The organism is Amycolatopsis sp. NBC_00348 (genome assembly GCF_036114655.1).
In the GTDB taxonomy this organism is placed as follows: domain Bacteria; phylum Actinomycetota; class Actinomycetes; order Mycobacteriales; family Pseudonocardiaceae; genus Amycolatopsis.
Map to the genome: position 1 here is coordinate 4,411,382 of NZ_CP107994.1, position 16,975 is coordinate 4,428,356.

The following is a 16,975-nucleotide window of genomic DNA, read 5'->3' on the forward strand; positions in this document are numbered from 1 at the left end:
CGACCTTCGCCCGGCCGCCGGAGGCCGTTCGGCACTTGGCCCGCCCCCGGCCGTGGCGGACGGTGTGCGGGAAGCGTCATCCCGGGTACCCACAGTTCGGAGCCGTCCATGAAGACCGGTGTCATGCCCGTCGGGCACCTCAGCGCCAGCCAGGTGCGATCCGTCCTGCTCTCGGCGACGGCTCCCCCGCCGCTGCGGAACTCCCGGCCCTGGCGGTTCCAGTGCACCCCGGACTCCATCGAGCTGTACGCGAACCCGCTCACCGGCAACGACAGCGACCAGCGTGAACGGCTCCTGGACTGCGGCGCGGCCCTGCTGAACCTCCGGCTGGCGATCAAGGCGCAGGGCAGCCACGCCGACGTGCGGCTGTTCCCCACCGCCGGCCGGCCCGAGCTGCTCGCCATCGTGCGGCCGCACGGGTACGAGACGATCTCCCCGCACGACGAGGAGCTCGTGACGGCCATCGCCGACCGGCACAGCAACCGCCGTCCGTTCACCGCCGCCGTCGTGCCGTCATCGGTGCAGCGGCAGCTGCGCCGCGGCGCCGAGATGGAACGCGCGTGGCTGGCCACCGTCACCGCCGACCAGGTGCCGCAGCTGCGCGAGATCATGCGCCGCTCGGAACTCCCGCCGGCGACCCCCGGGCCCGGCAGCGGGACGGACCTCGACGTCGAACCCGAGCGGCTGGTCGTGGTCATCGGCTCGCTGCACGACACCGCGCTCGCCCGGCTGCAGGCCGGCCAGGCCATGCAGCGGGTGCTGCTGACGGCCACCGCCGCCGGGATCTCGGCGTCGCTCTCCTCCCAGCCGATGGCGGCGCCGGCGACCCGGCGCGAACTGCGGCAGCTGATCGGCGGCGGGCTCTGGCCCCAGATCATGCTGCGCCTCGGCCACGGCACCGCCGTGCCGGTGTCCGCGCAGGCGCTGCTCGAAGACGTCGTGATCAGCGACGAGCACCCGTTCGCCGCTAGCCGCCCGGACGGCGCTGCCCGCCGTGGAGCCCGGTGACGAGCACCGCGGCCTGGGACCGCCGCTCCAGCCCCAGTTTCGCCAGCAGCCGGGACACGTAGTTCTTGACGGTCTTCTCCGCCAGGAACATCCGCTCGGCGATCTGCCGGTTGGTCAGGCTCTCCCCGAGCAGGTCCAGCAGGACGAGCTCCTGCTCGCTCAACCCGGCCAGCGGGCCCGGTTTCCCGGTCGTGGCCCGCAGTTCGGCGACGAGCGCGGCGACCGCCCGGCCGTCCAGCAGCGTCTCGCCCGACCCGACCCGGCGGATGGCGTCGACCAGCTGCAGCCCCTTCACGTCCTTGATCACGTACCCCTCGGCCCCGGCGAGGACCGCGTCGACCATGGAATCCGCGTCGGTGAAGGAAGTCAGCATCAGGCACCGCAGGCCGGGCAGCGCCGTGCGCAGGTCCCGGCAGAGCTCGACGCCGTTGCCGTCGGGCAGCCGGACGTCGAGCACCGCCACGTCCGGGCGCAGCGCGGGGATCCTGGCCAGTGCTTCGGCGACGGAAGAGGCCTGCCCGACGACGGTGAGGTCCGGTTCGTCGTCGACGAGCTCGGCGACGCCGCGCCGCACGAGCTCGTGGTCGTCGACCAGGAAGACGGTGATGACGGGCCGGTCGTGCCGAGTGCGGTCATCCACCGCCCCAGGCTACGCCCGCGCGCCGAACGACCCCGGAAGAAAGGGTCCCGCGACTCTAGGCCGCGCGCCGCGCGGGGGAAACGCTGGAGCTATGACACAGATCCAGCACAGGCCTGATCACCAGCTCAAGACCGCGGTGACCGATGAGCTCGCCTGGACCCCCAGCGTCAACGCCGAAGAGATCGGCGTGGCCGTCACCGACGGCGTCGCGACCCTCTCGGGACACGTCGGCACGTACCCGGAGAAGGAAGAGGCCCTGCGCGCGGCCACCCGCGTCCACGGCGTGACCACGACCGCGGACAAGATCCTGGTGCGCCACGGCACGGACATCCCGGAGGACGCGGACCTCGCCCGGGAGGCCATGATCGTGTTCGACCGCCGCACCGTCGTCGTGCCGAAGGACTCGGTGCAGGTCGAGGTGCGCGACCAGGTCATCACCCTGCGCGGCTCGGTCGACTGGCAGTACCAGCGCGAAGCCGCCCGCCGCGCGGTCTCCTCGCTCCCCGGCATCAGCGGGGTGCGGAACCTGATCACCCTGAAGGCGTCGACGTCGATCTCGCCGGCCGACATCAAGCTGAAGATCACCGCGGCGCTGGCCCGGCACGCGCCGGGCTTCGCGCAGCACGTCGAGGTCGGCATCGACGACGGCCAGGTCACCCTGACCGGCGAGGTGCTCACCCCCGCCGAACGCCGGTCGGCCGAGCAGACCGCCTGGTTCGCCCCCGGCGTCACGTCGGTCGACAACCAGGTGAAGCTCTCGGGCTGAACCACCCGCCGCGCAGCAGTCGACTCTGGAGCACCATGAACGTTCTCGTCATCGTCGTCATCGTCGTGCTGATACTGCTGGCCTCCTCGGTGCGGATCGTCAAGCAGTACGAACAGGGCGTCCTGTTCCGGCTCGGCCGGGTGCTGGGCGTGCGCGAACCGGGGCTGCGGCTGATCATCCCGGTCATCGACGTCCTGCGTCGCGTGCCGTTGCGGATCATCACCATGCCGATCCAGTCCCAGGGCATCATCACGCGGGACAACGTGAGCGTGGACGTGTCCGCCGTCGCCTACTTCCGGGTGCGGGACGCGGTGAAGTCCGTCGTCGCGATCGAGAACGTCTACGCCGCGATCGACCAGATCGCCCAGACGACGCTGCGGAAGGTCGTCGGCCGGCACACGCTGGACGAGACCCTGTCCGAGACCGACAGCATCAACGTCGACATCCGGAGCATCCTCGACGTCACCACGCTCGACTGGGGCGTGGAGGTGACTTTGGTGGAGCTGAAGGACATCCAGCTGCCGGACACGATGAAGCGGGCCATGGCCCGGCAGGCCGAAGCGGAACGCGAGAAGCGCGCCAAGATCATCAGCGCCGAAGGCGAGTCCCAGGCCGCGGCGGCCCTCGGCGAGGCGTCGGACACGATGATGGCGCACCCGCTCGCGCTGCAGCTGCGCAACCTGCAGAGCCTGGTGGAGATCGGCGTGGACAAGAACACGACCGTCGTCTTCCCCGCTCCGCTGATGAGCACCATCGGTGAGCTCGGGGCCTTCCTGGCCCGCGAAACCGCCGCCGCGAGCCGGCCGAACCCGGCCGTCACCGCCGCGATCGTGCCGCCCCCGGCCGCCGTGAACGGCGCACGGGCCGACGGGAACTGATCGCGGCCGGCCCCCGGACTCCGCAGTGTTCTGTGCGAAAAGGACAGGACACTGTGGACCCGGGCCATTCCGACCGATCCGCACACAGGGCCGGGAAGCCGAGCGGTACCTCGGGCCGGCCCGAGAGGAGACGACATGACCACCGCGACCCCACCGGCGCGCGCCCTGCTCCCCGACGGCGAGATCGCCTGGGTGCGCAAGCTGGAAGCCGCCGACACCGCGGCCGTCCTCGCGCTGCGGGCCCGGCTCGCCGACCGCGACCGGCACCTCCGGTTCTTCGGCCTCGGCGAGACCGGGCTGACCGACCTCGCGGCGCAGCTGTCCCGCAACGCCGGGGTCGGGCACACCGCGATGGGCTGCTTCCTGCACTCACGGCTGGCCGGCGTCGCCCGCTACGACATCCTGGCCGACTCCGCCGAGGCGGCGGTCGTCCTGGTCGTCGACGGCGGCGCGCGGGCGCTCGGCGTGGCGACCCTGCTGCTCGAACAGCTCGTCGTCGCGGCGGAGCACGAAGGCGTCCGCGCCCTCGTCGTCGACGTCGGCGCGGAGAACGCGAAGCTGCTCGGCGTCTTCGCGGCCCTGGGCATCCCGTGCCGGCCCGGCGCCGACGCTTCACGGCCGGGAGCCCCGGCGTGAAGCCGGGCCCGCCGGTGGCCGCGGCGCACCGCGACGACGACACCGCCGAGACGTCACCGTCCGACGTCGCGGCCGTGCAGCGCTGGGAAGTCGAAGGCGGCCGGATCCCCGCCAAGGAGGAGCCGGCCGACGCGTAGCCCGTCAGTCGGTCTTGGGGGCCTCCGGAGTGGCATCAGGGCCGTCGAGGCGTGCGTGCAGTCGTTCGCGGATCTCGTCCGGGGTGTAGGCGCGCCGCCGGCGCTCCTGCCGGGCGACGACCACTCCGGTCGCGGCCACTCCGACGAGCCCGGCCAGGCCCACTGTCTTCCACCAGCGCATCGGCCTAGGCTACTGCCCGTGCCGGGCACCGAGCTGGATCTCGACGAAGCAGTAGCCGTGACACGCACCGGCGACCTGTGGTTGTTCCGCGGCCGGTCGGCGGCCGACCGCACCATCCGCGTGGTCACCAACAGCCCGGTCAACCACGTCGGCATGGCCGTGGTGATCGAGGACCTGCCGCCGCTGATGTGGCACGCGGAGCTGGGCCGGTCGCTGCCCGACGTCTGGTCGGGCACGCACCAGCGGGGTGCCCAGCTGCACGACCTGAGCCGGGCGGTGCAGGTGTGGGCGGAGAAGTACCACCAGCGGGTCTGGCTGCGCCAGCTCGTCCACCCGGTCACCGCGGAGATGGAGGACGCGGCCCTGCGCACGGTCGCCCGCCTCGACGGCACGCCGTTCCCCTCGACCGCGCGCCTCGCGTCCCGCTGGCTGGGCGGCCGGGTGCCGTCCTGGAAGCGGGAGGGCCGGGAGCCGCGGGAGGTCGACCTCGAGTCGGGGTACTGCGCGGAGATCGTCGCGGTCACGTACGAGGCGATGGGCCTGCTGCCCAAGGGCCGCCGCCCCAACTGGTACGACCCGGGCCGCTTCTGGAGCGGCGACCACCTGGAACTCGACGACGGCGCCGAACTGGGCGACGAGATCGCGGTCCGCCTCCCGGGCTGACCGATGGACTTGTCGCGGAATCTCTTTCGGCAGAAGGGGCTCACGGCGCAGCACTCCAACACCTCTGCCTCGGCTCCGCGTCGTGCTGGGCGAGAGAGATCGCCATGCGCCGGCCGAGCTGATCATCCCTTGTGGACTTACCGCTGAACCTTGTTCGGCAGCCGTGGCTCACGATGCAGCAACTCCAACTCCAACGCCTCCGACTCGGCCTCCTCACCGAACCGGGCTGGGCGGGCTGGTCTGGGCGACGAGATCGCGGTACGCCTCCCGGGCTGACCGGTGGACTTGTCGCGGAACCTCGTTCGGCAGACACGGCTCGCGGTACGCCTCCCGGGCTGACTGTCCCTTGTGGACTCAGCGTGGGACTTCCGTCGGCAGCCGCGGTTCGCGGTGCAGCAGCTCCAGCGCCTCCGTCTCGGCCACCGCGCCGAACTTCCGGTAGCTGTTGCGCACCGCGTGCACCCACGTCGGCGTCCGGAGGCAGACCACCTGGTCCACCTCGCGGGCGAGCCGGTCGAGGACGCGGGCCGGGGCGACCGGGACGGCCAGCACGATGCGGCCGGCCTGGCGGGCGCGCAGGACGCGGATCGCCGTGTGGGCGGTCGTGCCGGTGGCGGCGCCGTCGTCGGCGAGGACGACCGTGCGGCCGGCGATCGGGGCCGGGGCCACGGTGTGGCGGTAGACGGCGACCTGCCGGGCCAGCTCGGACCGCGCGCCGCCGGCCAGGCGGGTCAGCTCGTCGGCGGTGACGTCGAACCGTTTGATGGCCTCGTGGTCCGAGACGAGCAGGCCGCCCTCGCCGACCGCGCCGAGCGTGGTCGCCGGCGGGCCGTCGTACTCGATCCGGCGCGTCAGCAGGATGTCCAGGGGCACGCCGAGGACGTCGGCGATCTCGCCGCCGACCACCAGCCCGCCCGCGGACAGGCCGAGGACCACGGCCGGGTGCCCGCGCAGCGGGCGCAGCCGCAGGGCCAGTCGCTCGCCGGCTTCCCGGCGATCACGGAACCGCATGGCCACTCCCGTCGAAGGCTGGTCCCAGCATCACCCGGCGGGCCCCGGCGCACGAGGGCCGTTGGTCACCGGGGCGCGCCGCGTTCGGCACCCGGCGGACCGCGACGCGGGGCGAGGACCGGCGGTGCCGTGTAGCGTGGGTGGCGTCCGAGAGCACCTCGTGCGCGAGTGGTCGAGCCCGTGCCGTCCTCGGCTCCCAGCCCCGGCCGGTGAACCGGCCCGGAAGGTTCCACAATGGACAGTCACAGCCCCGACGAGCCCGTCCGGCCGGGCGCGCTCGTCAAACCCCAGGACGAGCGGTACGGCGGCCTGTTCCTCGAACCGCCGTCGCCGCCGCCCGGTGACGAGGAGCCGATCAGCGACGATGATCCGCCTTCGCCGGGGCCAGCACGAGCCGCGGGTCGAGGTCGTGGTCGGCCAAAGCCCGGGCGACGTCGCTGAGCCGGCGGTTGTTGCGGCGGGCGTAACCGCGCAGGGCCGCGAACGCCGCGTCCATGCTCAGCTGCCCGCTGATGGCGAGCACCCCTTTCGCCTGTTCGATGATCACCCGGCTGTTCAACGCGGTCTGCAGCTGCTCGGACAGGATCTCGCCCTGGCGCAGGGCGCGTTCGTGCAGGATGCCGATGGTCGCGGTGTCGGCCATCCCCTGCGCCAGCGCCACGTCGTCCGCCGACAGCTCGCCCGGCCGGGGCCCGAAGAGGTTCAGCGCCCCGATCGTCTGCTTGCGCAGCCGCAGGGGCAGCGCGTGCACGGACGCGAAGCCCTCCCGGGCCGCCTCTGCCGCGAACCGCGGCCAGCGTGCCGCCTGCGCGGCGATGTCGGCCACCAGCACCGGTGCGCTGCCGGTGAAGCAGTCGACGCACGGTCCTTCGTCGATGTTGAGCTGGAACAGTTCGAGCAGGCGCGCCTGCTCGGTGGACGACGCGAGCACCTGCAGGCCACCGCGCTCGTCCACGAGCGTCAGCCCCGCGGCCGTGATGTCGAGCAGCTCCACGCATTCCACCACCATCGTGTGCAGCAGATCCGCGACGTCGTAGTCGTCGACCAGCGTGTCGGCCAGCGCGACGAACGCCCGGATCACCTGCCGTTCACGGTCGGGCATCTCCACCATCTCCTCGTATGCCGGCGGTCACCAGGGTGCTCCTCACCGGAACTCCCCGTCCAATCCCAGCCGCCCGGTCACGACGTCGGTGGCGACGTCGAGCAGGGGCCGGCCGTGCCCGAACGCGTAGGACCGCAGCCGGGCCAGCGCCGCGGAAGCGGACAGGTCGAAGTACGCGATGAGCATGCCGGTGGCCTGGTGCACCTCCCGGTAGCGCATCCCCGCCCCCGCCATCCACCGGCCGTCCCCGTCGAGCCAGCGGTCGCCACCGGCCTGCAGCCCCGACAAGGCGAGCGCGGCGACGTCGGCGACCTGCAGGGCCGTCGACAGTTCGCCGGGCAGCAGGGAACCCGGGGTCGTGCGGTAGGTGTCGAGGGTCGCCACCCGGACGGCCCCGATCTGCACCGGGAAGGTGAACAGCGCGGCCACCGGGTGCGTGCCGGCCTCGGCGGCGAACGTCGGCCACGCGGGCGGCAGCCCGGCCGCGAGATCCGGCACCAGGACCGGCCCGCCGACGGCGTACGCCTCGAAACACGGCCCCTCGCCGAGGGAGAACTGCAGTTCCGCCAACGCGGCGCTCACGGCGTCACTGGCGTAGACGACTTCCCGGTGCCCGGCGTCGACGGTCACCGACACGGCGGCGCCGTCCACCGGCAGCAGCCGCACGCAGGCCCGGCACACCCGGCCGACGACGTCGACCCCGGAACCGCTGCCGTGCTCCCGCAACGCGGCCAGCACCCCGGCGCGCAGCACCTCGACCTCAGCCACCGCGCACCCCCCGCGGCGCGCCGTCCGGGTGCGGCATGGCGTCCTTTCCGTGTGTGAGTCCACTGAGGACGGTCAGCTCCGGGTGGTCAGGTAGGGGCCGGGATCGCCGCCGGCGCGGGCGCCGCTGTCGAGCCAGCGGCGGAAGCCGCGGCCGTCACGGCGTTCGATCTCGTCGAGGAACTCCTGCCGCCGTTGCACGACCAGGCGGCGCGCCGGCTCGTCGGTGGCCAGGACCAGCTGGTAGTAACTGCGCCGCCAGGCCACGCACAGCTCCTCCGTGCCCATGTCGGCGACCAGCGTCGACGACGCGGGGAGCGTGACCGCCGCGAGGACGTCGTGCGGGTTCGCCACCGGCGTCGCGCGCGCCCGTGGCCGGTGGTGGTTCCCGGCCCACAGCCCGGAGACGGCGAACAGGAGCAGCGCGGCCGTCGTGAGGCCGCCGCCGAACGCGGCGAGCAGCCCGGCGATCACCAGGCAGACCGTGACGAACGTGGCCGCGGCGGCCACGCCGAGCGGCAGGTCGGGCCCGTGCATCCCGATCTGGCGGCCGCGCCGCAACCGGGGCGCGCCGACCGCGACGAGGATCCCGGCGCCGAGACCCACCAGGCTCCAGCCGATGAGGGCGTCCGCCGAGGTGTGCGCCGCGCCGATCACGGCCAGGACGCAGACCGGGACGAGCAGGACCACCCCTGCCACGCGTGCCACCATGGTGCGCCTCGCCGTCCGGTCGGACGCGGGCCGGCGGGCCCGCGCCGCGGAAACCACGATGCCGGGGTCCGGGGCGTCGACCTCACTATAGCCCCGGGAGCAGCGGGAAACGGGCCGAGCGGCCCGCGCCGCGACCGGACCGCGTTGTCCCGGACCCGGCCGCCGACCCCGGCTGCCGGCCGGCCGAAAGCCCGGCCGGGCAACAAAAGCCCCCCGCGACGGCCGGCCAGGACGGCGACGGCCCCGGGCGACGAACCACTCGGCTGGCCGAACCCCGCCGGCGCCGGCGCCCCTACGCTGGGAAGAACCGCGCCCCGGACCCCGGCGACCGATGACGGTGCGCCGCTCGCGCACCGGGAGTGAAAGCGGGCACCGGTGGACGACGAGCAGACCGATCCGCACCCGGCGGGGAGCGGGCACCGGGCCTGGCCCACGCGTCACGGCGGTGGCTACCCGCTCGGCTGGCACGTCCGCTACCGGTTCCGCGGCCGCGTGGGCCGCGCGCGGTCCGCCTCGTGCGCGACACCGGTGTGGCACGAGCGGCTCGGGACCGTCGCCGGGCGCAGCCTCCGCGACGAGCACACCAGCACCACCTGGGTGCCGGTCCGCCCGCAGGGCTGCGCCACCGACACGCCGGTCAGCCTGGTCCGGGCCACCGACATCCTCGACGCGCGCCCGCCCGGTCCGCCCGACCGGGACCGGACCTGAGCTCCCACCCGTTCGCCAGCCCAGCCCGCCCGCGCGGAGGACTACATTGGCGGGTCCGGGTGCCGGTGCACAGCCGGCGGCCCGGCACCGCCCCGGCCCCCGGCGGCCGGCACCCACGTGGCCGACCGAAGGGGCCCGCAATGACAGGAACACCGGACGCGATGACCGCGGATCCGTTCAGCCTCGACGACGGGCAACGGCGCCGGGCCACCCGCGTGGTCGCGTCGAAAGCACACGACGCCGCCGACTGCGGGCTGCTGCTCGCCGTCCTCGGCCTCAGCCCCGCCGACGGCCTCCCCGCGGTGGACGTCCCGGCGCAGGCGACGGAACCGACGCACTTCCTCGGCCGGCGGCCGCACACCGCGCAGCCGCGGAGGCGGTGAGCGGACGCCTTCGCCCGGTTATCGCGGCGCCGCGATCGCCGCGGCCCGGGACGCGTGGACGACCAGGCGTTCGTGCGTCCTGGTGAGCTCCAGGGGCCGCCACGTCGCGCGGGTCGTGGAGACCAGCCGCAGGTCGGTGGCCGGCCCGGCCCGGTGGTGCGCGTCGAGCAGCACCTCCAGCCCGGTGGTGTTCAGGAACCGGACGAGGGACAGGTCCACGACGACCCGCCGCGGCGTCCGGGCGAGGGCCTCGTCGAGGGCGTGCCGGAGCATGGGCGCGGTGCTGAGGTCGATGTCGCCGACCACGGCGACGACCAGCGTCCAGCCGGACCGCTCCACGGTGATCGCCAGGTCGTGGTAACGCGGCACCGGCGGCTCACCGCCACCGGAGGCGGTGAAGACCGCGTGGATGACACTGTGTCCGTCACGGTGGCCACGGTTTCCGGGGACCGGCGGCGACGCCGGTGCGGATTCCGGCCGCGGACGGCGGGGGCGGGGGAAGTCGAAGACGTTGAGTTTCACGATCGGAGCTCCTGACCGGCCGCGCCGGTGCTCACCGCGGCCGCCTTCGGTGGGTTCGGTGGGTTCGTCGCGAGGCGGGGACTGGGCGCTCCGGCGCTGGTACGGCTGAATCATACCCCGCGACCGGGCGCGGAAGAGTCCTTTGAGGACAGTCGACCGTGGTGGCCGACGCCCGCCACGCACGATCCGGATCGGCTCGGGGTGTCCTCTCGACGGCCCGCCGTTCCCGATCCATCGTCCGTGCCGGGGACCGGCGGCGCCCAGGGTCACAAGTCCCCGGATCGGGAGGCGAAGGAAACCTTTTCCCGGCGCGTAACCCGTTCGGGGGACTTTCGCGGCAGGCGAAACAACGCTGCCTAGACTTGCCGGACTGCCCCGGACCTCGGCTCCGCAGTCGCCCCACGCTCGCGTGGGTGGCGCCGGAAAGCGAGGAAAACGCGATGACACCAGGAATCCCGCCGGCGAGCGCGGCCACCGGTCCAGGCCACCGGCCGCGGCGGCAGATCGCCTACAGCGTCGGCCGGTGGCGAGTCACCTACTCGGGTAAGGATCCGGCGTCGCCCCGCACCGGAACCCTCGCCGGCCGGCCCCGGTACCGGCCCGCCGGCACCATCGTCGTCCCGGTGATCGCCGACGACGGGCCCGCGTACGCGGTGAGCTGGATCGAACAGCGGGACATCCTCGACGTCTCCGGCCCGGCAGGCTGACCGGCGCACTGTCCCTTGTGGACAGCGTCGGCCGTCACCGGGTAACCGGGGCGTGCTCCGCGCTCCGCTCCCCCGCCGCCGGGCCGGTCACCGGTTCCGTCAGCAGGCCCGCCAGCTCGTCGACGACGGCGGTGAGACCACCGGCGGCCGCGGTCGCGCGTTGCCGGGCGGCGCCGCCGGCCAGCACCGGGGGCAGCAGCGCGTCGACCGCCAGGACGTCCCCGGTGTCCTCCAGCGCCGGGCGGACCCGGCGCAGCAGGGCCGCCAGCAGGGTGCGGGCGGGCACCCGGCGGCCGCCGATCGTGTCGATCCCGTGCCCGTGGATGCCGTAGCGGGCGGCCGACCACAGGGCGCCGGCGGCGAGCTGGCCGTCGACCTCCGGGGCTTCGCGGCCGTGGGAGAGGTCGTCGAGCGCGGCGCGGACCAGGCCGCGGACGAGGGCGGCCTGCAGCAGCGCGCCGTCCGGCGACGCCGCGACGTCGGCGACCCGGACCTCGACCGTCGCGTACCGCGGCGAGGGCCGGGCGGCCCAGAACGTCATGCGCTCGTCGACCAGGACACCGCAGTCGACGAGCTGGTCCAGGCACCGCTCGTAACCGGCGAAATCACCGAAGCGCGGCGGCACCCCGCCGCCGGGGAACCGGGCCTGGTCGATCGTCCGCCAGCTCGCGTACCCGGTGTCGCGGCCGTGGTGGAACGGCGAGTTCGCGGACAGCGCCAGCAACGTCGGCAGCCACGGGCGGAGGTGGTCGACCACCGCGACGGCCAGGTCGCCGCCGGGCACGCCGACGTGGACGTGACAGCCGCAGGCCTCGTAGTCGGCGAACGCTCCCTGGTAGGTCCCGGCGACGAGCCGGTACCGGTCGTCGCCGGTGGACAGCACGGGCCGCGGCCCGGCCAGGACCGGCGTGCCGACGCCGACCGCGGCCACCCCTTCCGCCGCCGCCGCGCGCGCGAGCGACGCGCGGCTCGTGACCAGCGACCGGGCCGCGTCGGCCAGGCTCGTCAGCACCGGGGTGACCGCTTCGACCTGCGACTCGTACAGCTCCGGCTTGATCCCGCCGGCGTCGCCGTCCAGCCGGGCGAGCACCGCGGCCGCCGTCGGCACGGGACGCCGTGACCCCGTGTCGACGAACAGAAACTCCTCCTCGACGCCGATCGTGGTGCCCGGACCGCGGGCGGTCATCGGGCGCCCGCCGGTTGGGCCCCGGCGCGCCGGGGTAACCGCCGCCGATGAACCACGAACCCGCCCCGGCGACCATCACGCCCTACGAAGACGGGCCGCTGCTGGTCCGCGGCGACGTCGAAGTCCGGTCGCAGGACGGCGAAGTCCTGCGCCCCGGCGGCACCGTCGTCGCCCTGTGCCGGTGCGGCCGCTCGGCCGTGAAACCGTTCTGCGACGGGACGCACAAGGTGCCCAGCCGCGGGAAGTGACCTCACGCCGCACCGGAGAGCGCGCGGGTGCGCAGGCTCGGGACCCCGGCCGCCCAGCGGTCCAGCAGCCGCGCCCCGAACTCGGCCTCCACCGCCAGCGCGCACGCGGCCCCGAACAGGACGTCCCCGGCGGCTTCCGGGTGTTCCGCGACGTAGCCGCCGCAAAGGTCGTGGGCCGCGATCTGCTCGTGCACCGCGTCGGCCTCGACGTGCTCGTCGAAGAAGCGGGTCGCCACCGGGTCACCGCCGAGGCGGCGCAACCCGTTGCCGTAGCGGCGGTTCGGCAGCGACGACGTCATCTCGAACGCCGCGAGGTGCCCGAGCGCGGCGCCGAGCCAGCGCCGGTTCATCCCGAACAGGGACATCAGGTTGCTCACCGCCAACGTGACGGCCGGCACGTCGTCGACGAAGTGGCCGTAGGTGTCGTCCAATCCTAGTGACCGCATGGTCGTGCGGAACAGCTCCGAATGCATGCGTTCCACGCGCCCGCCGCCGTACTCGTCGGCCTGGATCTCGACCAGTGCGGCCTTCGCCCGCCCGCTGAGGCGCGGGATGGCCCAGCTGTGCGGGTCGGCCTCCTTGAGGTGGTACACCGACCGGTGCGCGACGAACTCGCCGAACTGCGCGGCGGATGCCTTGCGCTGCAAGAACTTCGCCAACGGCGGGCCGTCGTCGGCGGCGACCAGCCGGGCCAGCGCCCGCGGGACGTCGGCGGGGTCGGCGGTGACCGGCGCGACGAGGTCGGTCAGCCCGGCCAGCCACCGTCTTTCGAGGTCCTTCCGGAGGGCGTGGAGCGCGAGCCCGCCGTCCTGGTCCGGTTCGAGGTCGTCGAAACCGCGGTAGCCGAGCTCGTAACAGATCCACAGGGACAGCTGCAGGTCCTCGTCGTGCACGGCCGGCTGTGCGGGCCCGTGGTCGAGGTCCTCGACCGGGGTCGCACCGCGCAGGAGGCGGACGACCTGCTCGCTGACGGGCCCCCGGGTGGCGGGCAGGCGCATCGGACCTCCAGATAGGTGCAGGAAATCTGCGGATACCCCGTGACCGCGCACCCCACGCCTCGGCGGGGGCGCCGACCTGAGCGCGACCGTCGCCGGCCGGGTGCCGGCGTGGCCGGATGGTCGGCCTTGCCCAGCGGGCTGCCGGGTGCCGGCCAGGCCGTCTTCAGCGCGTTGACCAACATCCTGATCCTGGTGGTCGCGGTGATCCTGGGCGGCGCGCTGCTGGGCGTGGTCGGCGGTTCTGCTGCTCCTGCGCGAGGTGCTCCACCCCCGGCTGGACCGGGCGTGGGTGTCGAGGACCACAGTATTTAGCTAACCTAGTTAGTAACTTCTTCAGTAGTCTTCTTGTCATGACTTCCTGGCACGTCGACGCCCCTGGCGTGGGCAACGCGGTGATGGAGCGCCTCCAAGAGGTGGGCGCGCTGACACGCGTCATCGAGAAACGGCTCAGCGGCGCCCTGGGCGTCAACCCGACGGACCTCGCGGCGATGGAGCACCTCACCAGCGAAGGCCCCTTGACCGCGAAGGAGCTCGCGGACCGGCTGCGGGTCTCGACGGCGGCGAGCACGCACATCGTGGACCGGCTCGAGCAGGCTGGGCACATCACCCGCCGCCCGCACGCCACCGACCGCCGCAAGGTGCTCGTCGAGCCGGTGCCGGAGTCGATGACGCGGATCTTCGGGCACCTGCACCCGCTGCTCAGCGGCGTCGAGGGCCTCGTCGGGGCGCTGAGCCCCGGCGAACGGGACGTCGTCGAGAACTTCCTGGCCGGTGTCGTACGGATCTACGCCGGGACGGCCGATTCCCTGGGGAGCACCTCATGACCGAGAAGAAGACGATGTGGTGGCTGCTGGCCACGGTCCTCGTCGTCGAGCTGATGGACCTGCTCGACTCGACGATCGTCAACGTGGCGGGTCCGGCGCTGGAACGCTCCCTCGGGGCGAGCCCGGTCGGGCTGCAGTGGGTGATCGGCGGGTACGCCCTGACGCTCGGCGCGGGCCTCGTGCTCGGCGGGCGGCTCGGCGACCGCTACGGCAGGCGGCCGATGTTCCTCGTGGGCCTCGCGGCCTTCGCGCTCGCGTCACTGCTGTGCGCGCTCGCGCCGAGCATCGGGCTGCTGATCACCTTCCGGCTGATCCAGGGCGTCGCCGGGGCGATGATGCTGCCGCAGGGGCTGGGGATCCTGCGGGACAACCTCACGCCCCGCGACCTGACCAAGGCCCTCGCCGTCTTCGGCCCGGTGCTCGGGCTCGGCGGTGTGCTGGGCCCGGTGCTGGGCGGCGCGCTCGTCGACTGGGACCTGTTCGGCCTCGGCTGGCGGCTGGTGTTCCTGGTCAACGTGCCGATCGGGCTCGCGGCGTTCGTGCTGGCCCGGCGGCTGGTGCCCCACGGCGGCCGGACCCGGGGCCTGAGGGTGGACGTCGCCGGGGCCGCGCTCGTCGCCGGCGCCTCCGCGCTGCTGGTCCTGCCGCTCAACGAGGGCCAGTCGTCGGGGTGGCCACTGTGGACGTGGCTTTCCCTGGCCGCCGCGGCGCTCGGCTACGTCGCGTTCGCCCTGTGGCAACGCCGGATCGTGCGCCGGGACCGCACTCCCCTGGTCACCCCGACGCTGTTCGGGAAGTCCGCCTTCACCGTCGGGCTGGTCGCGATCGCGTTGTTCTTCGGCGGGCTGATCGGCACCCAGCTGGTGCTGACGTTCTTCCTGCAGCTCGGCGAGGGCTTCACCGCCGGGCAGGCCGGGCTGGGCAACCTCCCGATCGCGCTGGGCACCGCCGTCGGCGGCGGCATCAGCGGCGGGCTGCTGGCGGCCAAGCTCGGCCGGCGCGTCCTGCAGGCCGGGGCGGTCGTCCAGCTGGCCGGGGTCGCCTGGCTGTGGTTCGCCCTGGCCGGCGACGGCGCTTTCACGATCTGGCGGATCGTGCCAGGCAGCGTTGTCACCGGAATCGGCGCGGGCATCGTGATCGCGGCGGTCTTCAACACGGTCCTCGGCGCGGTCGCCGACGACGAGGTCGGCTCCGCCTCCGGCGTGCTGTCGGCGGTCCAGTCGATTGGCGGCTCGGTCGGCGTCGCGGTGTTCAGCACGGTGTTCTTCGCCGGCGCCGTGGCCGGCCGGGTAACCGAGAGCTTCCGCGACGCCCTCGTGGTCCAGGCGGTGGTCATCGGGCTGTTCCTGCTGATCTCCCCGCTCTTCCCCCGCCGAGCCCGCCCCGACGACGTCGACCTGCCCACGGAGCCGGCCGCGGAAGCGCCGGCCGGTCCGCTCACCAGGTGACGGGCAGTTCGTGCAGTCCGTAGACGACGTGGAACGCCCGGAACCCGATCTCCTCGTAAGGCACCGCTAGCGACAGCTCCGGGAACCGCCGCAGCAGGGCGGGGAACGCGATCTTCAGCTCCATCCGGGCGAGCGGTGCGCCCAGGCAGTGGTGCACGCCGTGGCCGAACGCGACGTGGCGGGCCACCTCGCGGGTGACGTCGAGACGTTCGGGGTCGTCGGTGAGTGCCGGGTCGCGGTTGGCGGCGGGCAGGGCCAGCACCAGCTGCTCGCCGGCGGGGATGGTGTGCCCGGCGATCTCGACCTCGGTCGTCGTCGTGCGCGGGACGCCGGAGTGCACGATCGAGAGCCAGCGCAGCAGTTCCTCGATCGCGGGCTCGACCGCGGCCGGGTCGTCGCGCACCAGGGCAAGCTGCTCCGGGTGCCGCAGCAGCGCCAGGGTGCCGAGGCCGAGCATGTTGGACGTCGTCTCGTGGCCGGCCACCAGCAGCAGTGACGCGATGCCGATCAGCTCGGCGGTGCTCAGGTCGGCCCCGTGCGTGCGCACCAGCATGCCCAGCATGTCGTCGCCCGGCTCGGCCTGGGCCTGCGCGACGAGCCCCGCCATGTACTCGCGGCTTTCGCGCTGGATCTTCATCCGCTCCTCGACCGGGAGCGACGCGTCGAGCAGCCGGCCGGTGCGGTGCTGGAACTCCGCGCGGTCGCTGTAGGGCACGCCCAGCAGCTCGCAGATGACCAGGGACGGCACCGGCAGCGCGAAGTTCGCGACGAGGTCGCCCGGCGTGCCCGCGCGTTCGAGGTCGTCCAGGGCGGCGTCGACGATCTCGGTGATCCGCGGCTCCAGCCGCCGCATGCGCCGCACGGTGAACTCCGACGTCAGCATCTTGCGCAGCCGGGTGTGCTCGGGCGGGTCGAAACCGAGCATCTGCCCGGCCCGCAGCTCCTCGAGCTCTTCGGCGCTGATGTCGGGCATGCCGGGCGGGCGCATCCGCCGCGTCATCGCGTTGCTGAACCGCGTCGAGTCGGCCAGCACCTCACGGACGTCGTCGTACCTGGTCACCAGGTACGCGGACAGCCCGAACGGGGTCGTGACGCGGGTGATGCCGTCGCCGTCGCGCACCCGCGCGAGCTCCGGGACCGGATCGAACCGGACTCGCCGCATGTGCAGGGGCATTTCCGGCGCCTCGGTCATTTCCCACCCGCTTCGTCGTCGATCGCGTTGCCTCAGCTTGCCACGATCCTCCAGAACGTTTCGCGTTCGCGCGCGCTCAGCGGCACCCTCGGCACGTCGGCGTCCGGGCGTGGGAGCGGGACGACGGTGCCGATGTCGTACGGCCCGGCCGGGGGTGTCAGCACCCAGCCGAACGCGGTGAAGGCCCTCGCGAAGGCCCGGAGGATGCGCATGGCCACCCCTTTCCCGCCGGCGAGCCGGATGCGGGTCATTGTCGGCGCG

Annotated in this window: 24 protein-coding genes; 13 read left to right on the forward strand and 11 right to left on the reverse strand. The window is 73.6% G+C overall.

All coding sequences use genetic code 11. The annotated features are described in order from the left end of the window. The first annotated feature begins 108 nt into the window (after nucleotides 1–108). Entirely contained in the window at nucleotides 109–1,008 is a 900-nt protein-coding gene (locus OHS58_RS19170) for a hypothetical protein (RefSeq protein WP_328649284.1), read from the forward strand. On the opposite strand, the gene OHS58_RS19175 is transcribed toward OHS58_RS19170, so the two are convergent. Then, on the reverse strand, nucleotides 968–1,648 hold the full coding sequence (locus OHS58_RS19175) for a response regulator transcription factor (RefSeq protein WP_326948436.1): 681 nt from the start codon (nucleotides 1,646–1,648) through the stop codon (nucleotides 968–970). The two genes, OHS58_RS19170 and OHS58_RS19175, sit on opposite strands and share 41 nt — an antisense overlap. 91 nt (nucleotides 1,649–1,739) lie before the next feature. Here OHS58_RS19175 and OHS58_RS19180 point away from each other — a divergent pair, with 91 nt between their 5' ends. The 4 genes from OHS58_RS19180 (at nucleotide 1,740) to OHS58_RS19195 (ending at nucleotide 4,065) form a co-directional block, all read left to right on the forward strand. Next, nucleotides 1,740–2,414 carry a BON domain-containing protein gene (locus OHS58_RS19180; protein WP_326948435.1) on the forward strand — a complete coding sequence of 225 codons (675 nt, stop codon included), beginning with the start codon at nucleotides 1,740–1,742 and terminating at the stop codon, nucleotides 2,412–2,414. 35 nt (nucleotides 2,415–2,449) lie between these two features. Then, nucleotides 2,450–3,292 (forward strand): slipin family protein, encoded by an 843-nt coding sequence (locus OHS58_RS19185; RefSeq protein WP_328649285.1) that lies wholly within the window; start codon nucleotides 2,450–2,452, stop codon nucleotides 3,290–3,292. A gap of 135 nt (nucleotides 3,293–3,427) precedes the next feature. Further along, nucleotides 3,428–3,928: a GNAT family N-acetyltransferase gene (locus OHS58_RS19190; RefSeq protein ID WP_326954259.1), complete on the forward strand. Its 501-nt coding sequence runs from the start codon at nucleotides 3,428–3,430 to the stop codon at nucleotides 3,926–3,928. Continuing rightward, nucleotides 3,925–4,065, forward strand: coding sequence for a hypothetical protein (locus tag OHS58_RS19195; protein ID WP_326948432.1), 141 nt, complete (start codon nucleotides 3,925–3,927; stop codon nucleotides 4,063–4,065). The genes OHS58_RS19190 and OHS58_RS19195 overlap by 4 nt, the downstream gene beginning before the upstream one ends. A 4-nt stretch (nucleotides 4,066–4,069) precedes the next feature. Here OHS58_RS19195 and OHS58_RS19200 read toward each other — a convergent pair whose 3' ends face one another. Beyond that, a complete protein-coding gene (locus tag OHS58_RS19200; protein ID WP_328649286.1) occupies nucleotides 4,070–4,246 on the reverse strand; it encodes a hypothetical protein in 177 nt (58 codons plus the stop codon). Between the two features lie 18 nt (nucleotides 4,247–4,264). Between OHS58_RS19200 and OHS58_RS19205 the strand changes: the two genes are divergently transcribed. Next, nucleotides 4,265–4,909, forward strand: a complete 645-nt coding sequence (locus OHS58_RS19205) for a hypothetical protein (RefSeq protein WP_326948430.1) — start codon at nucleotides 4,265–4,267, stop codon at nucleotides 4,907–4,909. 354 nt (nucleotides 4,910–5,263) lie between these two features. On the opposite strand, the gene OHS58_RS19210 is transcribed toward OHS58_RS19205, so the two are convergent. From OHS58_RS19210 to OHS58_RS19225, 4 genes are all read right to left on the reverse strand, one after another. Next, complete coding sequence (locus OHS58_RS19210; protein ID WP_326948429.1) at nucleotides 5,264–5,920, reverse strand: phosphoribosyltransferase; 657 nt, start codon at nucleotides 5,918–5,920, stop codon at nucleotides 5,264–5,266. A gap of 355 nt (nucleotides 5,921–6,275) precedes the next feature. Then, nucleotides 6,276–7,022: a GAF and ANTAR domain-containing protein gene (locus OHS58_RS19215; protein ID WP_326948428.1), complete on the reverse strand. Its 747-nt coding sequence runs from the start codon at nucleotides 7,020–7,022 to the stop codon at nucleotides 6,276–6,278. 42 nt (nucleotides 7,023–7,064) lie between these two features. Next, a complete protein-coding gene (locus OHS58_RS19220; protein WP_328649287.1) occupies nucleotides 7,065–7,790 on the reverse strand; it encodes a GAF and ANTAR domain-containing protein in 726 nt (241 codons plus the stop codon). Nucleotides 7,791–7,862: 72 nt separating this feature from the next. Continuing rightward, entirely contained in the window at nucleotides 7,863–8,486 is a 624-nt protein-coding gene (locus OHS58_RS19225) for a hypothetical protein (protein ID WP_326948426.1), read from the reverse strand. 387 nt (nucleotides 8,487–8,873) lie between these two features. On the opposite strand from OHS58_RS19225, the gene OHS58_RS19230 reads away from it, so the two are divergent. Both OHS58_RS19230 and OHS58_RS19235 read left to right on the forward strand, forming a co-directional pair. Further along, complete coding sequence (locus OHS58_RS19230) at nucleotides 8,874–9,206, forward strand: hypothetical protein (protein WP_326948425.1); 333 nt, start codon at nucleotides 8,874–8,876, stop codon at nucleotides 9,204–9,206. A 140-nt stretch (nucleotides 9,207–9,346) separates the two neighbouring features. Then, nucleotides 9,347–9,589: a hypothetical protein gene (locus OHS58_RS19235; protein WP_442792286.1), complete on the forward strand. Its 243-nt coding sequence runs from the start codon at nucleotides 9,347–9,349 to the stop codon at nucleotides 9,587–9,589. 18 nt (nucleotides 9,590–9,607) lie between these two features. On the opposite strand, the gene OHS58_RS19240 is transcribed toward OHS58_RS19235, so the two are convergent. Continuing rightward, nucleotides 9,608–10,111, reverse strand: a complete 504-nt coding sequence (locus OHS58_RS19240) for an STAS domain-containing protein (RefSeq protein ID WP_326948424.1) — start codon at nucleotides 10,109–10,111, stop codon at nucleotides 9,608–9,610. A gap of 440 nt (nucleotides 10,112–10,551) precedes the next feature. Between OHS58_RS19240 and OHS58_RS19245 the strand changes: the two genes are divergently transcribed. Next, the gene (locus tag OHS58_RS19245) at nucleotides 10,552–10,818 is read left to right on the forward strand and encodes a hypothetical protein (RefSeq protein ID WP_326948423.1); all 267 of its coding nucleotides are present in this window, start codon (nucleotides 10,552–10,554) and stop codon (nucleotides 10,816–10,818) included. 34 nt (nucleotides 10,819–10,852) lie between these two features. Here the strand turns inward: OHS58_RS19245 and OHS58_RS19250 are convergent, their stop codons facing one another. Beyond that, a complete protein-coding gene (locus OHS58_RS19250) occupies nucleotides 10,853–12,004 on the reverse strand; it encodes a carboxylate-amine ligase (RefSeq protein ID WP_328649288.1) in 1,152 nt (383 codons plus the stop codon). A 47-nt stretch (nucleotides 12,005–12,051) separates the two neighbouring features. Between OHS58_RS19250 and OHS58_RS19255 the strand changes: the two genes are divergently transcribed. Then, the gene (locus OHS58_RS19255; RefSeq protein ID WP_328649289.1) at nucleotides 12,052–12,252 is read left to right on the forward strand and encodes a CDGSH iron-sulfur domain-containing protein; all 201 of its coding nucleotides are present in this window, start codon (nucleotides 12,052–12,054) and stop codon (nucleotides 12,250–12,252) included. 2 nt (nucleotides 12,253–12,254) lie between these two features. Here the strand turns inward: OHS58_RS19255 and OHS58_RS19260 are convergent, their stop codons facing one another. Next, the gene (locus OHS58_RS19260) at nucleotides 12,255–13,250 is read right to left on the reverse strand and encodes an iron-containing redox enzyme family protein (protein ID WP_328649290.1); all 996 of its coding nucleotides are present in this window, start codon (nucleotides 13,248–13,250) and stop codon (nucleotides 12,255–12,257) included. A 108-nt stretch (nucleotides 13,251–13,358) separates the two neighbouring features. On the opposite strand from OHS58_RS19260, the gene OHS58_RS19265 reads away from it, so the two are divergent. From OHS58_RS19265 to OHS58_RS19275, 3 genes are read left to right on the forward strand one after another with little or no spacing between them, the layout of a single operon-like run. Beyond that, nucleotides 13,359–13,562, forward strand: coding sequence for a hypothetical protein (locus OHS58_RS19265; RefSeq protein WP_328649291.1), 204 nt, complete (start codon nucleotides 13,359–13,361; stop codon nucleotides 13,560–13,562). Nucleotides 13,563–13,600: 38 nt separating this feature from the next. Beyond that, nucleotides 13,601–14,074, forward strand: coding sequence for a MarR family winged helix-turn-helix transcriptional regulator (locus OHS58_RS19270; protein ID WP_328649292.1), 474 nt, complete (start codon nucleotides 13,601–13,603; stop codon nucleotides 14,072–14,074). After that, the gene (locus OHS58_RS19275; protein WP_328649293.1) at nucleotides 14,071–15,522 is read left to right on the forward strand and encodes an MFS transporter; all 1,452 of its coding nucleotides are present in this window, start codon (nucleotides 14,071–14,073) and stop codon (nucleotides 15,520–15,522) included. Before OHS58_RS19270 ends, OHS58_RS19275 begins: the two co-directional genes overlap by 4 nt. On the opposite strand, the gene OHS58_RS19280 is transcribed toward OHS58_RS19275, so the two are convergent. Then, entirely contained in the window at nucleotides 15,512–16,714 is a 1,203-nt protein-coding gene (locus OHS58_RS19280; RefSeq protein WP_328649294.1) for a cytochrome P450, read from the reverse strand. The two genes, OHS58_RS19275 and OHS58_RS19280, sit on opposite strands and share 11 nt — an antisense overlap. Before the next feature lie 32 nt (nucleotides 16,715–16,746). Next, the gene (locus OHS58_RS19285; protein WP_326948416.1) at nucleotides 16,747–16,926 is read right to left on the reverse strand and encodes a hypothetical protein; all 180 of its coding nucleotides are present in this window, start codon (nucleotides 16,924–16,926) and stop codon (nucleotides 16,747–16,749) included. Between the last annotated feature and the right edge of the window lie 49 nt (nucleotides 16,927–16,975).

Bases quoted from the DNA above. Each gene is read 5' to 3' on its own strand.
- OHS58_RS19170 (WP_328649284.1), top strand. From the start codon at position 109: ATGAAGACCGGTGTCATGCCCGTCGGGCACCTCAGCGCCAGCCAGGTG.
- OHS58_RS19180 (WP_326948435.1), top strand. From the start codon at position 1,740: ATGACACAGATCCAGCACAGGCCTGATCACCAGCTCAAGACCGCGGTG.
- OHS58_RS19185 (WP_328649285.1), top strand. From the start codon at position 2,450: ATGAACGTTCTCGTCATCGTCGTCATCGTCGTGCTGATACTGCTGGCC.
- OHS58_RS19190 (WP_326954259.1), top strand. From the start codon at position 3,428: ATGACCACCGCGACCCCACCGGCGCGCGCCCTGCTCCCCGACGGCGAG.
- OHS58_RS19200 (WP_328649286.1), bottom strand. From the start codon at position 4,246: ATGCGCTGGTGGAAGACAGTGGGCCTGGCCGGGCTCGTCGGAGTGGCC.
- OHS58_RS19210 (WP_326948429.1), bottom strand. From the start codon at position 5,920: ATGCGGTTCCGTGATCGCCGGGAAGCCGGCGAGCGACTGGCCCTGCGG.
- OHS58_RS19215 (WP_326948428.1), bottom strand. From the start codon at position 7,022: ATGCCCGACCGTGAACGGCAGGTGATCCGGGCGTTCGTCGCGCTGGCC.
- OHS58_RS19235 (WP_442792286.1), top strand. From the start codon at position 9,347: ATGACAGGAACACCGGACGCGATGACCGCGGATCCGTTCAGCCTCGAC.
- OHS58_RS19245 (WP_326948423.1), top strand. From the start codon at position 10,552: ATGACACCAGGAATCCCGCCGGCGAGCGCGGCCACCGGTCCAGGCCAC.
- OHS58_RS19250 (WP_328649288.1), bottom strand. From the start codon at position 12,004: ATGACCGCCCGCGGTCCGGGCACCACGATCGGCGTCGAGGAGGAGTTT.
- OHS58_RS19255 (WP_328649289.1), top strand. From the start codon at position 12,052: ATGAACCACGAACCCGCCCCGGCGACCATCACGCCCTACGAAGACGGG.
- OHS58_RS19260 (WP_328649290.1), bottom strand. From the start codon at position 13,250: ATGCGCCTGCCCGCCACCCGGGGGCCCGTCAGCGAGCAGGTCGTCCGC.
- OHS58_RS19270 (WP_328649292.1), top strand. From the start codon at position 13,601: ATGACTTCCTGGCACGTCGACGCCCCTGGCGTGGGCAACGCGGTGATG.
- OHS58_RS19275 (WP_328649293.1), top strand. From the start codon at position 14,071: ATGACCGAGAAGAAGACGATGTGGTGGCTGCTGGCCACGGTCCTCGTC.
- OHS58_RS19280 (WP_328649294.1), bottom strand. From the start codon at position 16,714: ATGACCGAGGCGCCGGAAATGCCCCTGCACATGCGGCGAGTCCGGTTC.
- OHS58_RS19285 (WP_326948416.1), bottom strand. From the start codon at position 16,926: ATGCGCATCCTCCGGGCCTTCGCGAGGGCCTTCACCGCGTTCGGCTGG.